Here is a 14,372-nt window from a genome sequence, read left to right on the forward strand (position 1 = left end):
TGTTCATCACCCCTTCGCGAAGGACACTACCTTTCCGGCCATCGGTAAAATTGATTGTTCTTATCAGTTTGATAGGAAAAACCACTCCGCATGCGGCGCGGCGCTATTCTCGGATAGCGATCAGCGATTTAGTCAACCCGACGAACGTCTCATCCACATGACGCGCGTCCGGATAGAGGAAGCGGAACTGGGCCTTGTCCAGCAGGCGCGCGTGCTGGACATCGCGCATGGCCGCGCCGATGTCGGGGGCCTTTTGCGAGAAGCCCAGCGGGCCCTTCATCAGGCGGCGCGCACGCGCTTGCTCCGAGCGCCAGTGGAAGAACGGCGCGGAGAAGTGCGGTTCGATCGGGAACCAGAAATAGGGCGTCTGCACGTAGTAGCGCGGCGCCAGGCGACGACACTCGCGGGCGAAGGCCTCCATCCGCACCCAGTCGCCGACGTGCTCGACCACCGAGTTGGAGTGAACGAGGTCGAAGCTGTTGTCGGCGTGCTCATGCAGATCGCAGGCGTCGCCCACCACGGCGGTGAACAGCGGATCGTCCACCGTGAACGGCTGTGGGTTGAACAGGCTGATATGGACCCGGTTGCGCTCCAGGAAAGCCCGGTCGAACAGGATGTTCCAGTAGGTCGGCTCGCCGCCCAGGTCGGCGATGCGGCATTGACCGCGCTCGGCGAAGGTCTTCTCGATCAGGGCCACGACCCTGGCCGCGCGGGCGCGACGAAAGCGGGCCGACAGCGACTTGTCGCTGTCCATGTCCTGAAGGGCGTGGATCAGTTTCATGCGGACAGCTTGTCGCAGGCCGCTTGAGATTTGGTGAAGCGAACGACGTTGGTCGGGGGAGCGCCCCTTCCGTCTCGTCGCGTATCCGCGCCGATCCACCTCCCCCGCAGGCGGGGGAGGAAGGCAGGCCCTCCTCCGTTGCGAAGCGGGGGAGGAGGCGCGAGGCGAAGCCTCGTGACGGAGGGGGCGCTATCCCGACAGGACCTCCGCCAGGGCCTGGAACATCGGCTTGGGGCGCCCGGCAGGATCGAAGGGCAGGGGCTGGTCCCAGGGGCGCTGGCCGTTCTGCCCACGCAGCCAGGAGTCGCTGTCGCGCACGCCCCAGACCGTGAAGGCGAAACGCTGCTGAGCGGGCAGGCTCATATAGGCGCCGGCCAGTTCCCGGGCGAGGTCGGCCTGGCGCTTCAGGAGATCGGGAAGGCGGGTCAGGTCCGGCTTTTCGCCCAGCGAGACGTCCAGTTCGGACACATGGATCGGCAGGCCGAAGCTCGCCAGATCGCGCATGGCCGCGCGACACATGCCCGGACGGGTGAAGTCGAGGTCGAGGTGGCTCTGCGTGCCGATGCCGCCGATCGGCGCGCCGGCCTTGAGAAGACGCTCGATCAGCCGCATGAAGGTCGCCCGCTTCGTCGGGTTGTTCTCAAGATGGTACTCGTTGATGAACAGCGCCGCTTTCGGATCGGCCTCCTGGGCGTGGTGGAACGCCAGGGTCATGTGCTCGTCGACGCCCAGATTGCGGGTCCAGATCGACTGGCGAAGATCGACGCCGTTGTCCTCGACGGGTTCGTTGACCACGTCCCAGCCGGCGGCCAGGCCCCGGTAACGCCCCGCGACGGCGAGAATATAGTTGCGATAGGCGTCAGCGAACCGCTTGCCCTGGCCGTCCAGCTTGACGAACGCGGGCATCCCCTGGTCGTACCAGACCAGGGTGGTGCCATGGAGCCGCATGCCGTTGCGCCGTGCGAAGTCGGCGATGGCGTCGGGGCGATCGAAACGGAAGCGTCCGTCGTCCTGGAGGATGTATTCCATCTTCATCTCCCACTCGGGCGTGAGCTGGGAGTAGTTGCGAGCCAACAGCTCAGCGAAGGCCGGTTCGTCCAGCTGGTGGCGCTGCACGCAGGCGCCGACCGGTGTCGAGGCGATGGATTTCAGGGGCATGTCGGAGATGGGCGGGAGCGTCGATGTCTGACTGGCGGCCTCGCGACCGCAGGCGCTTAGGGCCAGGGCCGAAGCGATCGCCGAGCGCCGGGTCAGCCGCCCCATACTACCGCCCGCCGAAGGCGGCGCGGCGGATGCTCAGCTCGTCCATCTGGGCGGCCTCGAAAGCGCCCAGTTTCTTGGCGGCCAGGATCTTGGCCTGCTCGGCCACGTGCTCGTACTTCTTGAGGTTCTCGAACGCCTCGGACAGCGCGTCACGGGCCCCGGCCTCTTCCTGCTGGCATTTCTCGATCTGCAAGAGCATCTCAGCCCGGCGGCGCTTGTAGCCCTCGCGGTAGCCGATCATGTACCAGCCTGCGGAGGCGTCGTTCTCGGCGCTCTTAGCCTCTGCCTCGGCCTCGGCGTCCAGCATGGTGACGCGTAGTTCGGCGGCCATGCGCCGTTCGGTGATCTCGGCCAGGCGCTTTTGCAGCGTTTCGACCTCGTGGTTGGAGATCCTGATCAGCGAAGCGGCCCACTTGGTCATGATCAGTACTCACTCTGCAGGATCTGGCCCAGGATCCCGAAAGAGTCGTCCAGAGACGTTGCTTCTTCCTTATCCTGGCTGAGGAAAGCCTCGATCGCCGGATTCAGGCGGATGGCGCGGTCGACCACGGGGTCGGCCCCGGCGCGATAGGCGCCGATGCGGATCAGCTCTTCCATGTTGGCGTAGGCGGCCATCACCTGGCGCGCGCCCTTGACGATGTCGCGCTCGTGCGGGTGCTGGCAGCCGGGCATGGTCCGGCTGATCGACTTCAGGACATTGATGGCCGGGAAGCGTCCGCGCTCAGCGATCGCGCGCTCCATGACGATATGGCCGTCCAGGATACCGCGCGTGGCGTCGGCGATCGGTTCGTTATGGTCGTCGCCGTCGACCAGCACCGTAAACAGCGCCGTGATCGGCGCGGCGGTGGTGCCGTCGGGGCGGATCGGCCCCGGCCCCGCGCGCTCCAGGAGCTTGGGCAGCTCGGTGAAGACGGTGGGGGTGTAGCCCTTGGTGGTCGGCGGTTCGCCGGCGGCCAGACCGATCTCACGCTGGGCCATGGCGAAGCGGGTCACCGAGTCCATGAGGCACAGGACTTCCTGGTCCTGATCCCGCATGAACTCGCTGATCGCCAAGGTCATATAGGCGGCCTGGCGGCGGGTCAGGGCGGGCTCGTCCGAGGTGGCGACGACCACGACGGCGCGGCGCAGGCCTTCCTCGCCCAGGGTTTCCTCGACGAACTCGCGGACCTCGCGACCCCGCTCGCCGATCAGACCAACAACGACGGCGTCGCAGGTGGCTTCTTTCGCCAGCATCGACAGCAGCACCGACTTGCCGACGCCCGAGCCGGCGAAGATGCCTAAGCGCTGGCCCCGGCAGGTGGTGGTGAAGACGTTCATCGAGCGGACGCCCAGATCCAGGCGCTCGCCCACCCGGCCGCGGGCGTGGGCGGGCGGCGGCGCGGTCTTCAGCGGGTAGGGGACCTCGCCCTGGGGCAGGGGGCCGAGCCCGTCGATCGGTTCGCCAAACGCGTTGATGATCCGGCCCAGCCAGGCCTTGGTCGGGCGAACCACGGCGCCTTCGGGGACGATGCGGATCTCCGCGCCCGGCGCGACGCCCTCGACCGGGCCGAAGGGCATCAGCAGGGCGCGCGTCTCGCGGAAGCCGACCACCTCGGCGGGCAGCGGCTTCTGGCCGAAGCGCTCGATCTCGACCCGGGCGCCGACGGCCAGGCGGGTCAGGCCGCCGCGCACCTCGATCAGCAGCCCGTTCACCGCGGCCACCCGACCATAGATGGTCAGCGGATCGATACGTTCGACGGCGGCGATAAGGCTACGCAAGACGGCTCCCGAAACAGCAGGCGCCAGACTCGACCAACGTGGTTAATCGGGAATGAACTCAGCCCTTCGGAGCGCCCTTCGAAGGTGCGACCAATTGGTCGGTGAAGAAGCGCACGACCTCGGTGTTGAAGGTCCGGTGGAACGCCTTGCGGTCGAAGCCCGGCGCGCTGGCGCACAGCATTTGCGTCCCACCTACCGGCGCGGTCTCGCACGGGGTGAGGAAGTCGAAGTGCCGGGCGCCCTTCACGACGCGATAGTCGTGCTTGCGCTTGAGGTTGCGGTGCACGAACTCGGCGTAGGCGTCGCCCGGCAGGATCTCGTCATCGGCCGCCTTCCACAGCTGCACCGGCGCGGTGATCCCTTTCAGGCCGTCCTTGCCAAACGCAAAACCCAGGGCCGGGGCCGCCGAGACCACGACCTTGATGCGCGGATCGTGGACCCAGGTCGCGGTCAGCGCATCGGCGGGCAGGGGGCGACCGGCGGTCAGCTTGCAGGCGTAGTCGTTCGGATGGGCCTGGCAGTGGGCGGGAACGAGGCTGAGGTCCGGCTTGCCGCCCGCCGCCGCCAGCACCGTGAAGCCGCCCGACGAGAAGCCAAAGGCGCCGACCTTGGCCGGGTTCAGCTTGGCCTTCAGCGGCGAGGCCTCCAGCATCCAGCCGATCAGCGCTGACAAGGCGGCGGGACGGTCGGCCATGGCGGTGGCGCGGCTCTGATCCTTGTAGTTGTCGCCGGGGTGGGTGAGGGCGGCGACCACGAAGCCGGCCTCGGCCAGGGCCTGGGCGGTGTCGGCGTGACCGCCGAAGAAGCCGCCGTTACCGTGCGACATGACGATCAGCGGCAGGCCTTCTCCGTCGACCGGCGCGCCGGGAGCGACGGTGTGGCCCCACGAACCTAGCGGCATGAAGGCGGGCTTGGCCTGCGTCGGATACCAGATCCCGACCTCGACCGGCGGACCCTCGGCGCGGGGCTGGCGCAGGACCATGAAGCCGGCGTTGTCGGCCAGTGCGGGCGAGGCGAGAGCGGCGACGGCGAGGCTGGCGGCGGCGAAAAGAGCGCGAAGCGACATGGTGGTCCGGGTGGTCCCTTGAGGTGAGCGATGGCTCTGCTTTGGCGTCGTCTTTCCGTCGTCGCCAGCGCTCCTGCGCGAATGGGCGAATGGGTTCGTGAACTGGCGAACGGGCGCGGGGTGGCGACTCCCGTCGGGCTCGCCTAATGATCCGGACATGAGCGCCGATGCTTCCAAACCGCCCCTGCTGGGCTCGGCTCGCGAGTGGACGATCGACCTTTCCGTGGCGGTCGTCATTGGAATCCTGCTGGGCCTGATGGGGCCGTTCGGCAGCTTCTTCAACGACGGGCCGGCGGTGCGGATCGCTTACTGGGTCTGTAGCGTCACCTTCGGCATGGCGCTGTTCGGAACCCTGACGCGCCTGGGGGCCGCAGCCGCGCGACGGCTGGGCTTGCCGGACTGGGCGGCGCTGCCCCCTGTCGTCCTGCTGGGGACCGCGCTCCTGGGCGCGCCCTTGCGCCTGTTCGCCATCGCCTTCTGGCCCGGAGTCATCGAAGCGGTGCCGCTGGCGGCGTGGTTTGGCCAATGCCTGGCGATCTCGGCCCCGCTGGTCGTGGGGTCCTACTTCCTGCGGGTGCGGCAGGCCGGGCGGGGGCGCGTGCGCCCGGCGGCGGTCCCGTCCCTGACGTCCGCGCCGTCGGAGGCGACGCCGAGCGCGGACGCCAGCAACGTCCTCTATCTGAAGATGGAGGATCACTATGTCCGGATCCGTACCGAGCACGGTTCGCGCCTCGAGATGGGACCGCTGGCGCGGGTCACCGCCATGCTGGCGACCGTCGAGGGGCTGCAGACCCATCGCTCCTGGTGGGTGGCGCGACGGGCGATCGTGGGCGTCCAGCGCGACGGCCGCAATCTGCGCCTCCGGCTTGTCGATGGTGAGACCGCCCCGGTCAGCCGCGCGTCGGTCGCCAAGCTTCGAGAGGCCGGCTGGCTGGCGGACGGGCCGGAGTGAAAATATCCGCGACCGGGTGTCGCGGCGCGGTCGCGGACGCCGCGAAATCAGATGTGGATGGCTCAGGAAAATCTCGCGACAGAACGCCGCGATTTCGTCTTTGAGGCGAACCCTGAGCGTCGGTTCTTAACGCCGTAACGCCGTTCGAACCGCTTTCCTGGCCTCGATTTCTTGAATTTTCGAGGTCCCAACGCCGCCGCGAAAGGGCGCCCTGCGACGCCTGCGACCAATGTGTTCAAGGGCTCCGACGCGGCTTGCACCCGATTCGCAAATCAGATTAACCATTCGTCCAACGGGAAACATTCACCATTAACCAGTCTTAAATTAACTCTCCGGCAAAGTGGCCGAAGGGTTTCACCGGCGGACTCCCGCCAAAGACGTTCGAATACGCCAGTGTTGGCGTGGAGGGGCTCATGCGCGTACTGTTGATCGAGGATGACAGCGCGACGGCGCAGACCATCGAACTGATGCTGAAGTCTGAAGGCTTCAACGTCTATACGACGGATCTGGGTGAAGAAGGCGTCGATCTGGGCAAGATCTACGACTACGACCTTATCCTGCTCGACCTCAATCTCCCCGATATGAGCGGCATCGACGTTCTGCGCACCCTGCGGGTCGCGAAGATCAACACGCCGATCATGATCCTGTCGGGTTCGTCGGAAATCGACACCAAGGTCAAGACCTTCGCCGGCGGCGCCGACGACTACATGACCAAGCCCTTCCACAAGGACGAAATGATCGCCCGCATCCATGCGGTGGTCCGTCGCTCGAAGGGGCACGCCCAGTCGGTCATCAAGACCGGCGACATCGTGGTCAACCTGGACGCCAAGACGGTGGAAGTGAACGGCAACCGCGTTCACCTGACCGGCAAGGAGTACCAGATGCTGGAGCTCCTCTCCCTGCGCAAGGGCACGACCCTGACCAAGGAAATGTTCCTGAACCACCTGTACGGCGGCATGGACGAGCCGGAATTGAAGATCATCGACGTCTTCATCTGCAAGCTGCGCAAGAAGCTGGCCGCTTCGGCGCATGGCAAGCACCACATTGAGACGGTCTGGGGCCGCGGCTATGTGCTGCGCGACCCGAACGAAGCGGTCAACGCCGCCTGAGTCGTCGGAATTTAGTAAGCGCAACAGTAAAGCGTATCCAGAAGCGCCCACCCAAAAGGTGGGCGTTTTCTGTTAAAGATCATATGGTTGCGCTTCGCCGCCTCGCGAGCGTCAACCTCGCCCGTGACAAAAGGACAAAGGCGCGGAATAGTCCGTGCCGCCGAGCGCGTGGCCTATAAAGTCCGGCGCGACGATTGCTGGGGGGCTTCCCAGCCGTGTCATTTTGACTTACGCGGCATCGACACCGACGGGGGACCGATGCAAGAATTCGATCCACGACGCAACACGACGCGTTGGGCGCCGCGGGTTTTAACGGCGGTCGCCGGCTTGGCCGCCTTGGGCCTGGGCTGGAAACTGACCGCCGATGACGCCAGCGCCCCGCTCGCCAAGGCGCCGCTCGATCCCGCGTCGCTTGTGGCTTTGCAGCATATCGCCTTCGCCAGCGCCGAGGCTCAGCCCGGTTTCGAACGTCCTGAAAACATCGAAGTGAAGGTCCGCCCCGGCGAGACCCTGCAAGGCGCGGTGCTGCGCACGGGCGTCGCGCCGGAAGAAGCCCGGCAGGTGGTGGCGACGCTGCAAGGCGCTATCGACACCGTCAACATCAAGGCCGGCATGGCCTTCGAGGCCGCTGTCGCGCAGCGTCGCAGCCAGCGCGGCCCAGCCCGTCTGGTCGGCCTGTCGATGCGCACCAGTCCGTCGTCGACCCTGACCGTCTCGCGCACCTTCGACGGTGCGCTGCGCCTGCGCGAGATGGAGGAGGAGGTCCGCGAGGAACAGCAGGTCGCCTGTGGCGAGATGAACGGCTCGTTCTACGAGAGCGTGGCCAGCGTCGGCGGCACGCCTTCGGTGATCAGCCAGGCGGCCAAGCTGTTCTCGCACAAGATCGACTTCTCGCGCGACATCAAGGAAGGCGACCGTTTCTGCCTGATCTTCGATCGCAAGGTCACTGAGAGCGGCCGCACCATCGAAGCCGGCGATCTGGAGTACGCCGAGGTCAAAGGACAAAAGTTCTATGCCTTCGACCGTCGGGGCGAGGACGGCAAGAGCCAGTTCTTCGACGAGACCGGCAAGAACATCAAAGGCTTCCTGCTGCGTACGCCGGTCGACGGCGCCCGGATCACCTCGAAGTTCGGCCTGCGCCGCCATCCGATCCTGGGCTACAATCGGGCCCACCAAGGCGTAGACTTCGGGGCTGGCACGGGTACGCCGATCCTGGCCGCCGGCGACGGTGTGGTGCTGGAGGCGCGCCGTTGGGCGGGGTACGGCAACTGGTTGCGGATCCGCCATTCGGGTCAATGGGACACCGGCTACGCGCACATTTCGCGCTACGCCAACGGTATTCGGCCCGGGGTTAGGGTGCGCCAGGGTCAGGTCGTAGCCTATGTCGGCTCCACCGGCATGTCATCTGGGCCGCACCTGCACTATGAGGTCTGGCTGAATGGCCAGCGCGTCAACCCGATTGGCGCCAAGGTGCCGCAGGGCACCATCCTGGCCGGCGCGGAACTGGCCTCGTTCCGCTCGCAAAAGGCGCGCATCGACCGCATGTTGGCCGAGGGCGGTGCGGCTGTCAGCAACGAAGACACGCCCAAGCTGGCCGCGGCTGATATCCAGAAAGCCAAGTTCAGCCTGCGATAGGCCATTGTCGGGATTTGATCCTGGTCAGGGCGTCGTCTCAGGCGACGAACCATGCTCCTGTCAACGCGCCCGCGTGCGTCGTTGGAGAGATCACCATGGATAAGCCCGTTCGTCGGAACCCCGCCCTGCGGCTGGCGCTGATCCGAAGGATCCACACCTGGCTTGGCGTCTTCGTCGCGCCCAGCGTCCTGTTCTTCGCGCTGACCGGCGCCGTGCAACTCTATGGGCTTCACGAGTCGCACGACGGCTACAAGCCTGCCCCGGCAATCGAGAAGCTGGGCATGCTGCACAAGGACCAGGTGCTCAAGCTGAAGCCCAAGCGCGCGAAGCCTCCGGCCGCCGCCGCTGCGTCGACGGCGGCGCCCAAGCCGGCCGCTCGCCCCGACGAAGGACCCAAGCCGGCGACGGCGATCCTGAAGGCCCTCTTCCTGGTCGTGGCCTTGGCGTTGACCGCTGCGACAGGGCTTGGTGTGTGGATGGCCGTGTTCCACGGCCGCGACCGCAAGGCTGCTGTTGTGCTGCTGGCGGCCGGAACTATGGTCCCGATCATCTTGGCGCTGTTGACGCAGGGCGGTTGAAGCCTGTCTGGCTCAGGTCTAGAAGGCCTGCCTCAAATCGCCGTCCCATCTTCCGTGGGACGGCGACGCCTTTCAGGTCCTCGTCTTTGCCCTCATCTCGCGCCGACCTCTACAGCGACCGCCGCTTTGTGGTCGGGATGGCGCTGCTGTGCTGCCTGCTCTGGGGCAGCGCCTTTCCGGCGGTGAAGGTCGGCTATGCGCTGCTGCACGTGGCCAAGACCGACACCGCCGCACAGATGCTGTTCGCCGGATGGCGGTTCCTCGCGGCAGGGCTGATCCTGTTGGCCCTGGCGGTTCTAGGTCGCAGGCCGGTGGCCGTCCCGCGCGACCAGATCGGACGCCTGCTGAGCCTCGGCGTCTTCCAGACCACGCTGCAGTACGTGTTCTTCTATATCGGCCTGGCCCACGCGACCGGGGTGAAGTCGTCGATCATGAACGCCACAGGCGCGTTCTTCGGGGTGGTGCTGGCCCATTTCCTGTTCCCCAATGACAAGCTGACGCCGCGCAAGGTGATCGGCTGCCTGCTGGGTTTCGCCGGCGTGCTGGCGGTGAACCTGGGCGGGAAGGGCTTCGACTTCGAGTTCAGCCTTTTGGGTGAGGGCTTTGTGGTCGCCGCCGCGTTCGTGCTGGCGGCCGGCTCGATCTGGGGGCGGGCAATCTCGCAGACGCTCGATCCGATGGTGATGACCGGCTGGCAACTGGCCATCGGTGGCGCTGTGCTGCTGGCCATTGGGGCCGTTGCGGGTGGTCACCTTGAGGCCTTCGACGTCCGCTCACTGGCGTTACTGGCCTATATGGCCGGGCTGTCGGCCGCCGCCTTCGCGCTATGGAGCCTGCTGCTCAAGCACAATCCGGTGGGACTGCTGGCGGTGTTCAACTTCCTGATCCCGGTGTTCGGGGTGCTGCTGTCGGCCCTGTTCCTGCACGAGCCCGTGCTGGCCTGGAAGAACGCCGCCGCCCTGGCGCTCGTGTGCGGCGGCATCCTTCTGGTGACAGGGCGTAAGATGCTCCCCCGCTGAGCGGGGGAGCTGTCGCGAAGTGACTGAGGGGGCGAACTGGACATTGGCCGAGATGGCCCCCTCCGGCCCCCTGGGCCACCTCCCCCGCGTCGCGGGGGAGGAACTTTAATCCACCCCCGCCACGGCCAGCAGGGCGGCGAGGCCCACCTGCATGCCCTTCAGGCTCTCGCCCTTTTCGACGTCGATCCACTCGTCGAGCGCGTGGGCCCGGCCGCCGCGGAAGCCTGCGCCGATGGTCAGGGCCGGCACGCCCAGGCTCATCGGGATGTTGGAGTCGGTCGAGCTGGCCTCTCGCGTCGGCTTGTAGCCCAGGGCCTTCACCGCGCCCTCTGTCAGGGCGACGATCTGCGCGGTCGGCGGCGTCGCGCCGGCCGGACGCTCGCCGATCACCTTGGCCTGGTAGCTGACCGCGCCGTTTTTGGTGGAGCGCGCTGCGTTCTCGCTGGCCACGGCCTTGTCGAAGATGCCGATCAGCGTCTGGTCCAGCTTGGCCAGTTCGGCCGCGCTTTCCGAGCGCATGTCGAACTCCATGAAGACGTCGTGCGGGATGGAGTTCACCGAGGTGCCGCCGCCGGTGACGCTGGCCGAATAGGTGGTCTTGGGCTTCTTGGGCGGCTCGACCGCGTAGAGGTCGGTCACGGCCTCGGCCATCGCCGCCATCGGATTGACGATGCCGAACGCGCCGTAGCTGTGCCCGCCGGGGCCGGTGAAGGTCACGCGATAACGCTTGGAGCCGGTGCCCTGGTCGACGATCCGATCCGGATCGCCGCCGTCCATCGAGAAGAAGGCCGTGATCCGACCCTTGTACGGGCCCTTGTTGAAGAGATGGCGCACGCCACGCAGGTCGCCCGGGCCTTCCTCGCCGACATTGCCGACGAACAGAATGTCGCTCTTGGTCTTGATCCCCGCCGCGTCCATGGCGCGGACATAGGCCAGAAGGGTCGATAGCGCGCGGGTGTCGTCCCCGATGCCCGGGGCCATCAGCTTGGTCCCCTCACGGCGCACCTTCACGTCGGTGCCTTCGGGGAAGACGGTGTCCAGGTGGGCGGCGATGACCACGAACGGACCCTTGCCCTTGGTCGCCGTGCCGGGGCGCACGCCCATGACATTGCCCTCGGCGTCCATCTCGACATTGGTCAGGCCGTGGGCCTTAAGCATCTCCAGATAGGCCTTGGCCCGTTGTTCCTCCTTGAACGGCGGGGCCGGGATCTCAGTCAGGGTGATGATGTCGGCGACGGTGCGGTCGAAGTCGGCGTCCAGCTTGGCGACGGCTTTCTTGAAGCCAGGTGAGGCGACGAGCTTGGCGACGGCCTTGTCGGCGTCAGCGGCCTTGGGCGCGGCGATGGCGGGCGCGGCGACCAGGACGGCGGCGAGGGTGAGCAGGGAGACGGTGTGACGGAGCATGCGACGAATCCTCAGGTTCGCCCGCACCCTAAACCGCCCGCCAAGGCCCGCGCACCCCACCTTTCGCTTGGCCTTAGGCGCCGAGCCGCGCCTCGCCGCCCATCCAGGGGTCGCTGATGGAGTCCGCGCCGGTCTCGATCCGTCCGGCGAGGCGACGCAGCCAGGTCGGCTCGTCCTCCAGGCGGACGGTGACGTCATACCAGCCCTGCCGCGTGGCCAGGGTCCGCGACATGGTGTCGACGCCCTTGAAGTCCAGTCGCCAGGGCTCCTGACCCAGGATCTCCACGCGCACCCTGAGCGGCGAGGGGCGCACATGGCTGACTGTCAGCAGGAGGCCGCCTGGCGAGGGGCGGGCGGCGATCTCGACGCCAACCTTCTCGCCGGCGAACCGGCGGTGGAAGCCGTTGGGGCCTAGGACCCAAAGATCATAGGGGCCGGCCGGCCAGACGTCGCTCAGATGCCTTTGCGGTCCCACTGTGTAGCGGCGCGGCGCCTGGTCCAGGCGCAGACGATCATAGACATGCAGCACGCCCGCCGCCCCGGCGTTGCTGAATGTCAGGGCGATCGTCCCGTCGGCATAGCTGCCGTCGACCGCCAGGGCGTAGGGCAGGGCGCGTGAAGGGCGCGGCCCCTCGGCCTGGATCGGGGCGACCACGGCAGTCGGCGTCGGGGGCTTGGCGCGGCCCAGCTTGGCGGCGCGGCCTGCCGGTTCGGCCGTGGCCGGCAGGGCGGGGAAGGGGTTGGTGTTGGGCGTCTTGAAGTCAAAGCAGGTCGTCAGGTCGCCGCACACCGCTCGACGCCAGGGCGAAATGTTGGGCTCCATCACGCCGAACCGCGACTCCAGGAACCGGATCACAGAGGTATGGTCGAAGACCTGGCTGTTGACGTAGCCGCCCCGGCTCCACGGAGAGATCACATACAGCGGCACGCGCGGTCCAAGCCCATAGGGCCGGCCCATCAGGTCGTCGCGCTCGGACTTGGCCTCGGTGGGATTGCGCACCAGATGGTGCTCGCCCCCGAGATCGACGGTCGATGCGCCGAGCAGCCTGCCGTCCACGTCACGCGACGGCGGGGCGGGGGGCGGCACATGGTCGAAGAACCCGTCGTTCTCGTCGAACATCACCAGGAACACCGTGCGCGCCCAGACCTTGGGATCAGCGGTCAGGGCGTCGATGACGCGGGCGGTGTAGTCCGCGCCCTGGGCGGGGCTGGAGGGGCCTGGGTGCTCAGAGTCGGCGGCCGGGGCGATGATCCACGAGACCTGCGGCAGGCGGCCGGCCAGCACGTCCTCGCGCAGCTTGTCCAGGTGATGGGTCGACAGGGCCAGTTTCTTGAGGCGCGGGTTCGAGCCCGGCAGGTCTTTGTGGGCGTCGCGATAGGCCTTGAACCCCGCCAAGGGGTTATCGGTGAAGTTGTCGGCCATGTCCTGGTAGATGCGCCAGGAGACGCCGGCCTTTAGCAGCCGCTCGGGATAGGTCGTCCAGGTGTAGGATTCCTTGGCCCCGCCCTTCTCCGGAAAATCGTCGTGGCTGTTCGAGATCGACGGACCGCCGGCCTTGCCAAGACCGTCATTGGTTCCGGTCCACAGGAACAGGCGGTTGGTGTTGGTGCCGGTCTGAGTCGAGCAGTGATAGGCGTCGCAAAGGGTGAAGGCGTCGGCCAGGGCGAACTGAAACGGGATGTCGGCGCGCTGGAAATAGCCCATCGACCAGGGCTTCTTGGCGTCGGGCCAGCGGTCCATGCGGCCTTCGTCCCAGGCGTCCTGGGCGTCGGTCCAGCTGTGCGGCGTGCCCTCGACCCGCATGTGGGCGAAGGTCTCCGCGCTGTTCAGCGGGAAAGGCGCGAGCAGCTTGTCCTTGCTCCAGGCCTGGATGAAGACCGAGCCGTCCTGGCGTCCCGCCGCGTCGCGCACCGGGATGGGGAACCGGTCGCCAAAGCCGCGCACGCCGTTCAGCGTCCCGAAATAGTGATCGAAGCTGCGGTTCTCCTGCATCAGGATCACCACGTGCTCGACATCCTGGATCGTGCCGGTCCGCACATCCGCGTCGATCGCCGCGGCCCTTGCGAGCGCCGGCGGCAGGCTCAGGGCGCCGAGAGCGGCCAGCAGAGCGCGGCGGTCAAGGTTGGGCATGGCGAGACTCCGGCGAAACTGCGCCGCAGGTAGCATGCGGTGTTTGGCGGGCGTGTGACAGGGGGGCTGATTGCCGGCAAGCGGACGTCGGTGACGTCAACAACGGGTGGTTGCTGCGCCCAAGAATCCCTCTCTCTGGAGAGAGGGAGGGGCCCATCCCGAAGCCCGTCGGGATGGGAGGGTGAGAGGCTACAGCCTGCCCGAACGCAACACCGACAGGATCTCGTCCGCCGTCCCGCCGGGGTCCGCCAGCACCCGCTCATTCCGAAAGCGCAGCACGAGATAGCCGAAGAGCGCCAGAGTCTCGCTGCGCCGGTCATCATGGTCCTCGCGCCCCTCATGGGCGGGGCCGTCGAGCTCCACGATCACCTTGGCGGACTCGCAGACAAAGTCGGCGAAGTATCGGTCGATTGGATGCTGGCGCAGGAAGCGAAAGCCACCGAGGCGGCGGTTGCGGACGAGGGTCCACAGTGTCTTCTCGGCCAGGGTCTGGCTTCGGCGAAGGCGACGGGCGGTGGCGATCCGATCCATGGCCGGAGCTTGAGCGGGTGCGAGGTCGCGCTCAACGAAAGGAATCGAGATTTTCCCTTCGGCGGTGAAACCTCTCACCCTCCCACCGCTTCGCGGCGGGCCCCGCCCTCTCTCAAAGAGAGAGGGATCTTGTTAGGCGGCCGGC

13 protein-coding genes and 1 pseudogene are annotated in these 14,372 nt (G+C 67.0%); 6 read left to right on the forward strand and 8 right to left on the reverse strand.

Annotated features, from left to right (window positions below; all coding sequences use genetic code 11):
- Positions 1 to 103: 103 nt before the first annotated feature.
- Entirely contained in the window at positions 104 to 781 is a 678-nt protein-coding gene (locus tag CSW63_RS06230) for a methyltransferase domain-containing protein (protein ID WP_062094327.1), read from the reverse strand.
- 50 nt (positions 782 to 831) lie between these two features.
- Here CSW63_RS06230 and CSW63_RS24100 point away from each other — a divergent pair.
- Positions 832 to 906 (forward strand): annotated as a pseudogene (locus CSW63_RS24100) (endonuclease domain-containing protein); the annotation flags it as partial.
- Positions 907 to 970: 64 nt separating this feature from the next.
- On the opposite strand, the gene CSW63_RS06235 reads toward CSW63_RS24100, so the two are convergent.
- The 4 genes from CSW63_RS06235 to CSW63_RS06250 are packed head-to-tail and all read right to left on the reverse strand — an operon-like array spanning position 971 to position 4,868.
- Positions 971 to 2,044, reverse strand: coding sequence for an endo-1,4-beta-xylanase (locus CSW63_RS06235; protein ID WP_062094328.1), 1,074 nt, complete (start codon positions 2,042 to 2,044; stop codon positions 971 to 973).
- Between the two features lies 1 nt (position 2,045).
- Positions 2,046 to 2,465 (reverse strand): hypothetical protein, encoded by a 420-nt coding sequence (locus CSW63_RS06240; RefSeq protein ID WP_062094329.1) that lies wholly within the window; start codon positions 2,463 to 2,465, stop codon positions 2,046 to 2,048.
- A gap of 2 nt (positions 2,466 to 2,467) precedes the next feature.
- Positions 2,468 to 3,802 carry a flagellar protein export ATPase FliI gene (gene fliI, locus CSW63_RS06245; protein WP_062094330.1) on the reverse strand — a complete coding sequence of 445 codons (1,335 nt, stop codon included), beginning with the start codon at positions 3,800 to 3,802 and terminating at the stop codon, positions 2,468 to 2,470.
- Between the two features lie 58 nt (positions 3,803 to 3,860).
- The gene (locus CSW63_RS06250; RefSeq protein ID WP_062094331.1) at positions 3,861 to 4,868 is read right to left on the reverse strand and encodes a dienelactone hydrolase; all 1,008 of its coding nucleotides are present in this window, start codon (positions 4,866 to 4,868) and stop codon (positions 3,861 to 3,863) included.
- A gap of 157 nt (positions 4,869 to 5,025) precedes the next feature.
- Here CSW63_RS06250 and CSW63_RS06255 point away from each other — a divergent pair, with 157 nt between their 5' ends.
- The 5 genes from CSW63_RS06255 (at position 5,026) to CSW63_RS06275 (ending at position 10,161) form a co-directional block, all read left to right on the forward strand.
- On the forward strand, positions 5,026 to 5,820 hold the full coding sequence (locus tag CSW63_RS06255) for a LytTR family DNA-binding domain-containing protein (protein ID WP_062094332.1): 795 nt from the start codon (positions 5,026 to 5,028) through the stop codon (positions 5,818 to 5,820).
- Between the two features lie 413 nt (positions 5,821 to 6,233).
- Positions 6,234 to 6,929, forward strand: a complete 696-nt coding sequence (ctrA, locus tag CSW63_RS06260; protein ID WP_062094333.1) for a response regulator transcription factor CtrA — start codon at positions 6,234 to 6,236, stop codon at positions 6,927 to 6,929.
- Positions 6,930 to 7,187: 258 nt separating this feature from the next.
- The gene (locus tag CSW63_RS06265; RefSeq protein ID WP_062094334.1) at positions 7,188 to 8,564 is read left to right on the forward strand and encodes a peptidoglycan DD-metalloendopeptidase family protein; all 1,377 of its coding nucleotides are present in this window, start codon (positions 7,188 to 7,190) and stop codon (positions 8,562 to 8,564) included.
- Positions 8,565 to 8,659: 95 nt separating this feature from the next.
- The gene (locus CSW63_RS06270; protein ID WP_062094335.1) at positions 8,660 to 9,142 is read left to right on the forward strand and encodes a hypothetical protein; all 483 of its coding nucleotides are present in this window, start codon (positions 8,660 to 8,662) and stop codon (positions 9,140 to 9,142) included.
- Positions 9,143 to 9,228: 86 nt separating this feature from the next.
- Entirely contained in the window at positions 9,229 to 10,161 is a 933-nt protein-coding gene (locus CSW63_RS06275) for a DMT family transporter (RefSeq protein WP_062094336.1), read from the forward strand.
- Between the two features lie 105 nt (positions 10,162 to 10,266).
- On the opposite strand, the gene CSW63_RS06285 is transcribed toward CSW63_RS06275, so the two are convergent.
- From CSW63_RS06285 to CSW63_RS06295, 3 genes are all read right to left on the reverse strand, one after another.
- A complete protein-coding gene (locus CSW63_RS06285; RefSeq protein ID WP_099503906.1) occupies positions 10,267 to 11,565 on the reverse strand; it encodes a M20/M25/M40 family metallo-hydrolase in 1,299 nt (432 codons plus the stop codon).
- 73 nt (positions 11,566 to 11,638) lie between these two features.
- Positions 11,639 to 13,696 (reverse strand): phosphocholine-specific phospholipase C, encoded by a 2,058-nt coding sequence (locus CSW63_RS06290; RefSeq protein WP_062094338.1) that lies wholly within the window; start codon positions 13,694 to 13,696, stop codon positions 11,639 to 11,641.
- A gap of 189 nt (positions 13,697 to 13,885) precedes the next feature.
- Positions 13,886 to 14,227, reverse strand: coding sequence for an endonuclease domain-containing protein (locus CSW63_RS06295; RefSeq protein ID WP_099503904.1), 342 nt, complete (start codon positions 14,225 to 14,227; stop codon positions 13,886 to 13,888).
- Between the last annotated feature and the right edge of the window lie 145 nt (positions 14,228 to 14,372).

Origin of the sequence: Caulobacter sp. FWC26, from assembly GCF_002742645.2 — a bacterium.
Lineage (GTDB): Bacteria > Pseudomonadota > Alphaproteobacteria > Caulobacterales > Caulobacteraceae > Caulobacter.

Excerpts from the sequence above, each read along its gene's own strand:
- ctrA (WP_062094333.1), top strand. The coding sequence starts at position 6,234 with ATGCGCGTACTGTTGATCGAGGATGACAGCGCGACGGCGCAGACCATC.
- CSW63_RS06250 (WP_062094331.1), bottom strand. The coding sequence starts at position 4,868 with ATGTCGCTTCGCGCTCTTTTCGCCGCCGCCAGCCTCGCCGTCGCCGCT.
- CSW63_RS06285 (WP_099503906.1), bottom strand. The coding sequence starts at position 11,565 with ATGCTCCGTCACACCGTCTCCCTGCTCACCCTCGCCGCCGTCCTGGTC.
- CSW63_RS06235 (WP_062094328.1), bottom strand. The coding sequence starts at position 2,044 with ATGGGGCGGCTGACCCGGCGCTCGGCGATCGCTTCGGCCCTGGCCCTA.
- CSW63_RS06295 (WP_099503904.1), bottom strand. The coding sequence starts at position 14,227 with ATGGATCGGATCGCCACCGCCCGTCGCCTTCGCCGAAGCCAGACCCTG.
- CSW63_RS06265 (WP_062094334.1), top strand. The coding sequence starts at position 7,188 with ATGCAAGAATTCGATCCACGACGCAACACGACGCGTTGGGCGCCGCGG.
- CSW63_RS06255 (WP_062094332.1), top strand. The coding sequence starts at position 5,026 with ATGAGCGCCGATGCTTCCAAACCGCCCCTGCTGGGCTCGGCTCGCGAG.
- CSW63_RS06290 (WP_062094338.1), bottom strand. The coding sequence starts at position 13,696 with ATGCCCAACCTTGACCGCCGCGCTCTGCTGGCCGCTCTCGGCGCCCTG.
- CSW63_RS06270 (WP_062094335.1), top strand. The coding sequence starts at position 8,660 with ATGGATAAGCCCGTTCGTCGGAACCCCGCCCTGCGGCTGGCGCTGATC.
- CSW63_RS06240 (WP_062094329.1), bottom strand. The coding sequence starts at position 2,465 with ATGACCAAGTGGGCCGCTTCGCTGATCAGGATCTCCAACCACGAGGTC.
- CSW63_RS06230 (WP_062094327.1), bottom strand. The coding sequence starts at position 781 with ATGAAACTGATCCACGCCCTTCAGGACATGGACAGCGACAAGTCGCTG.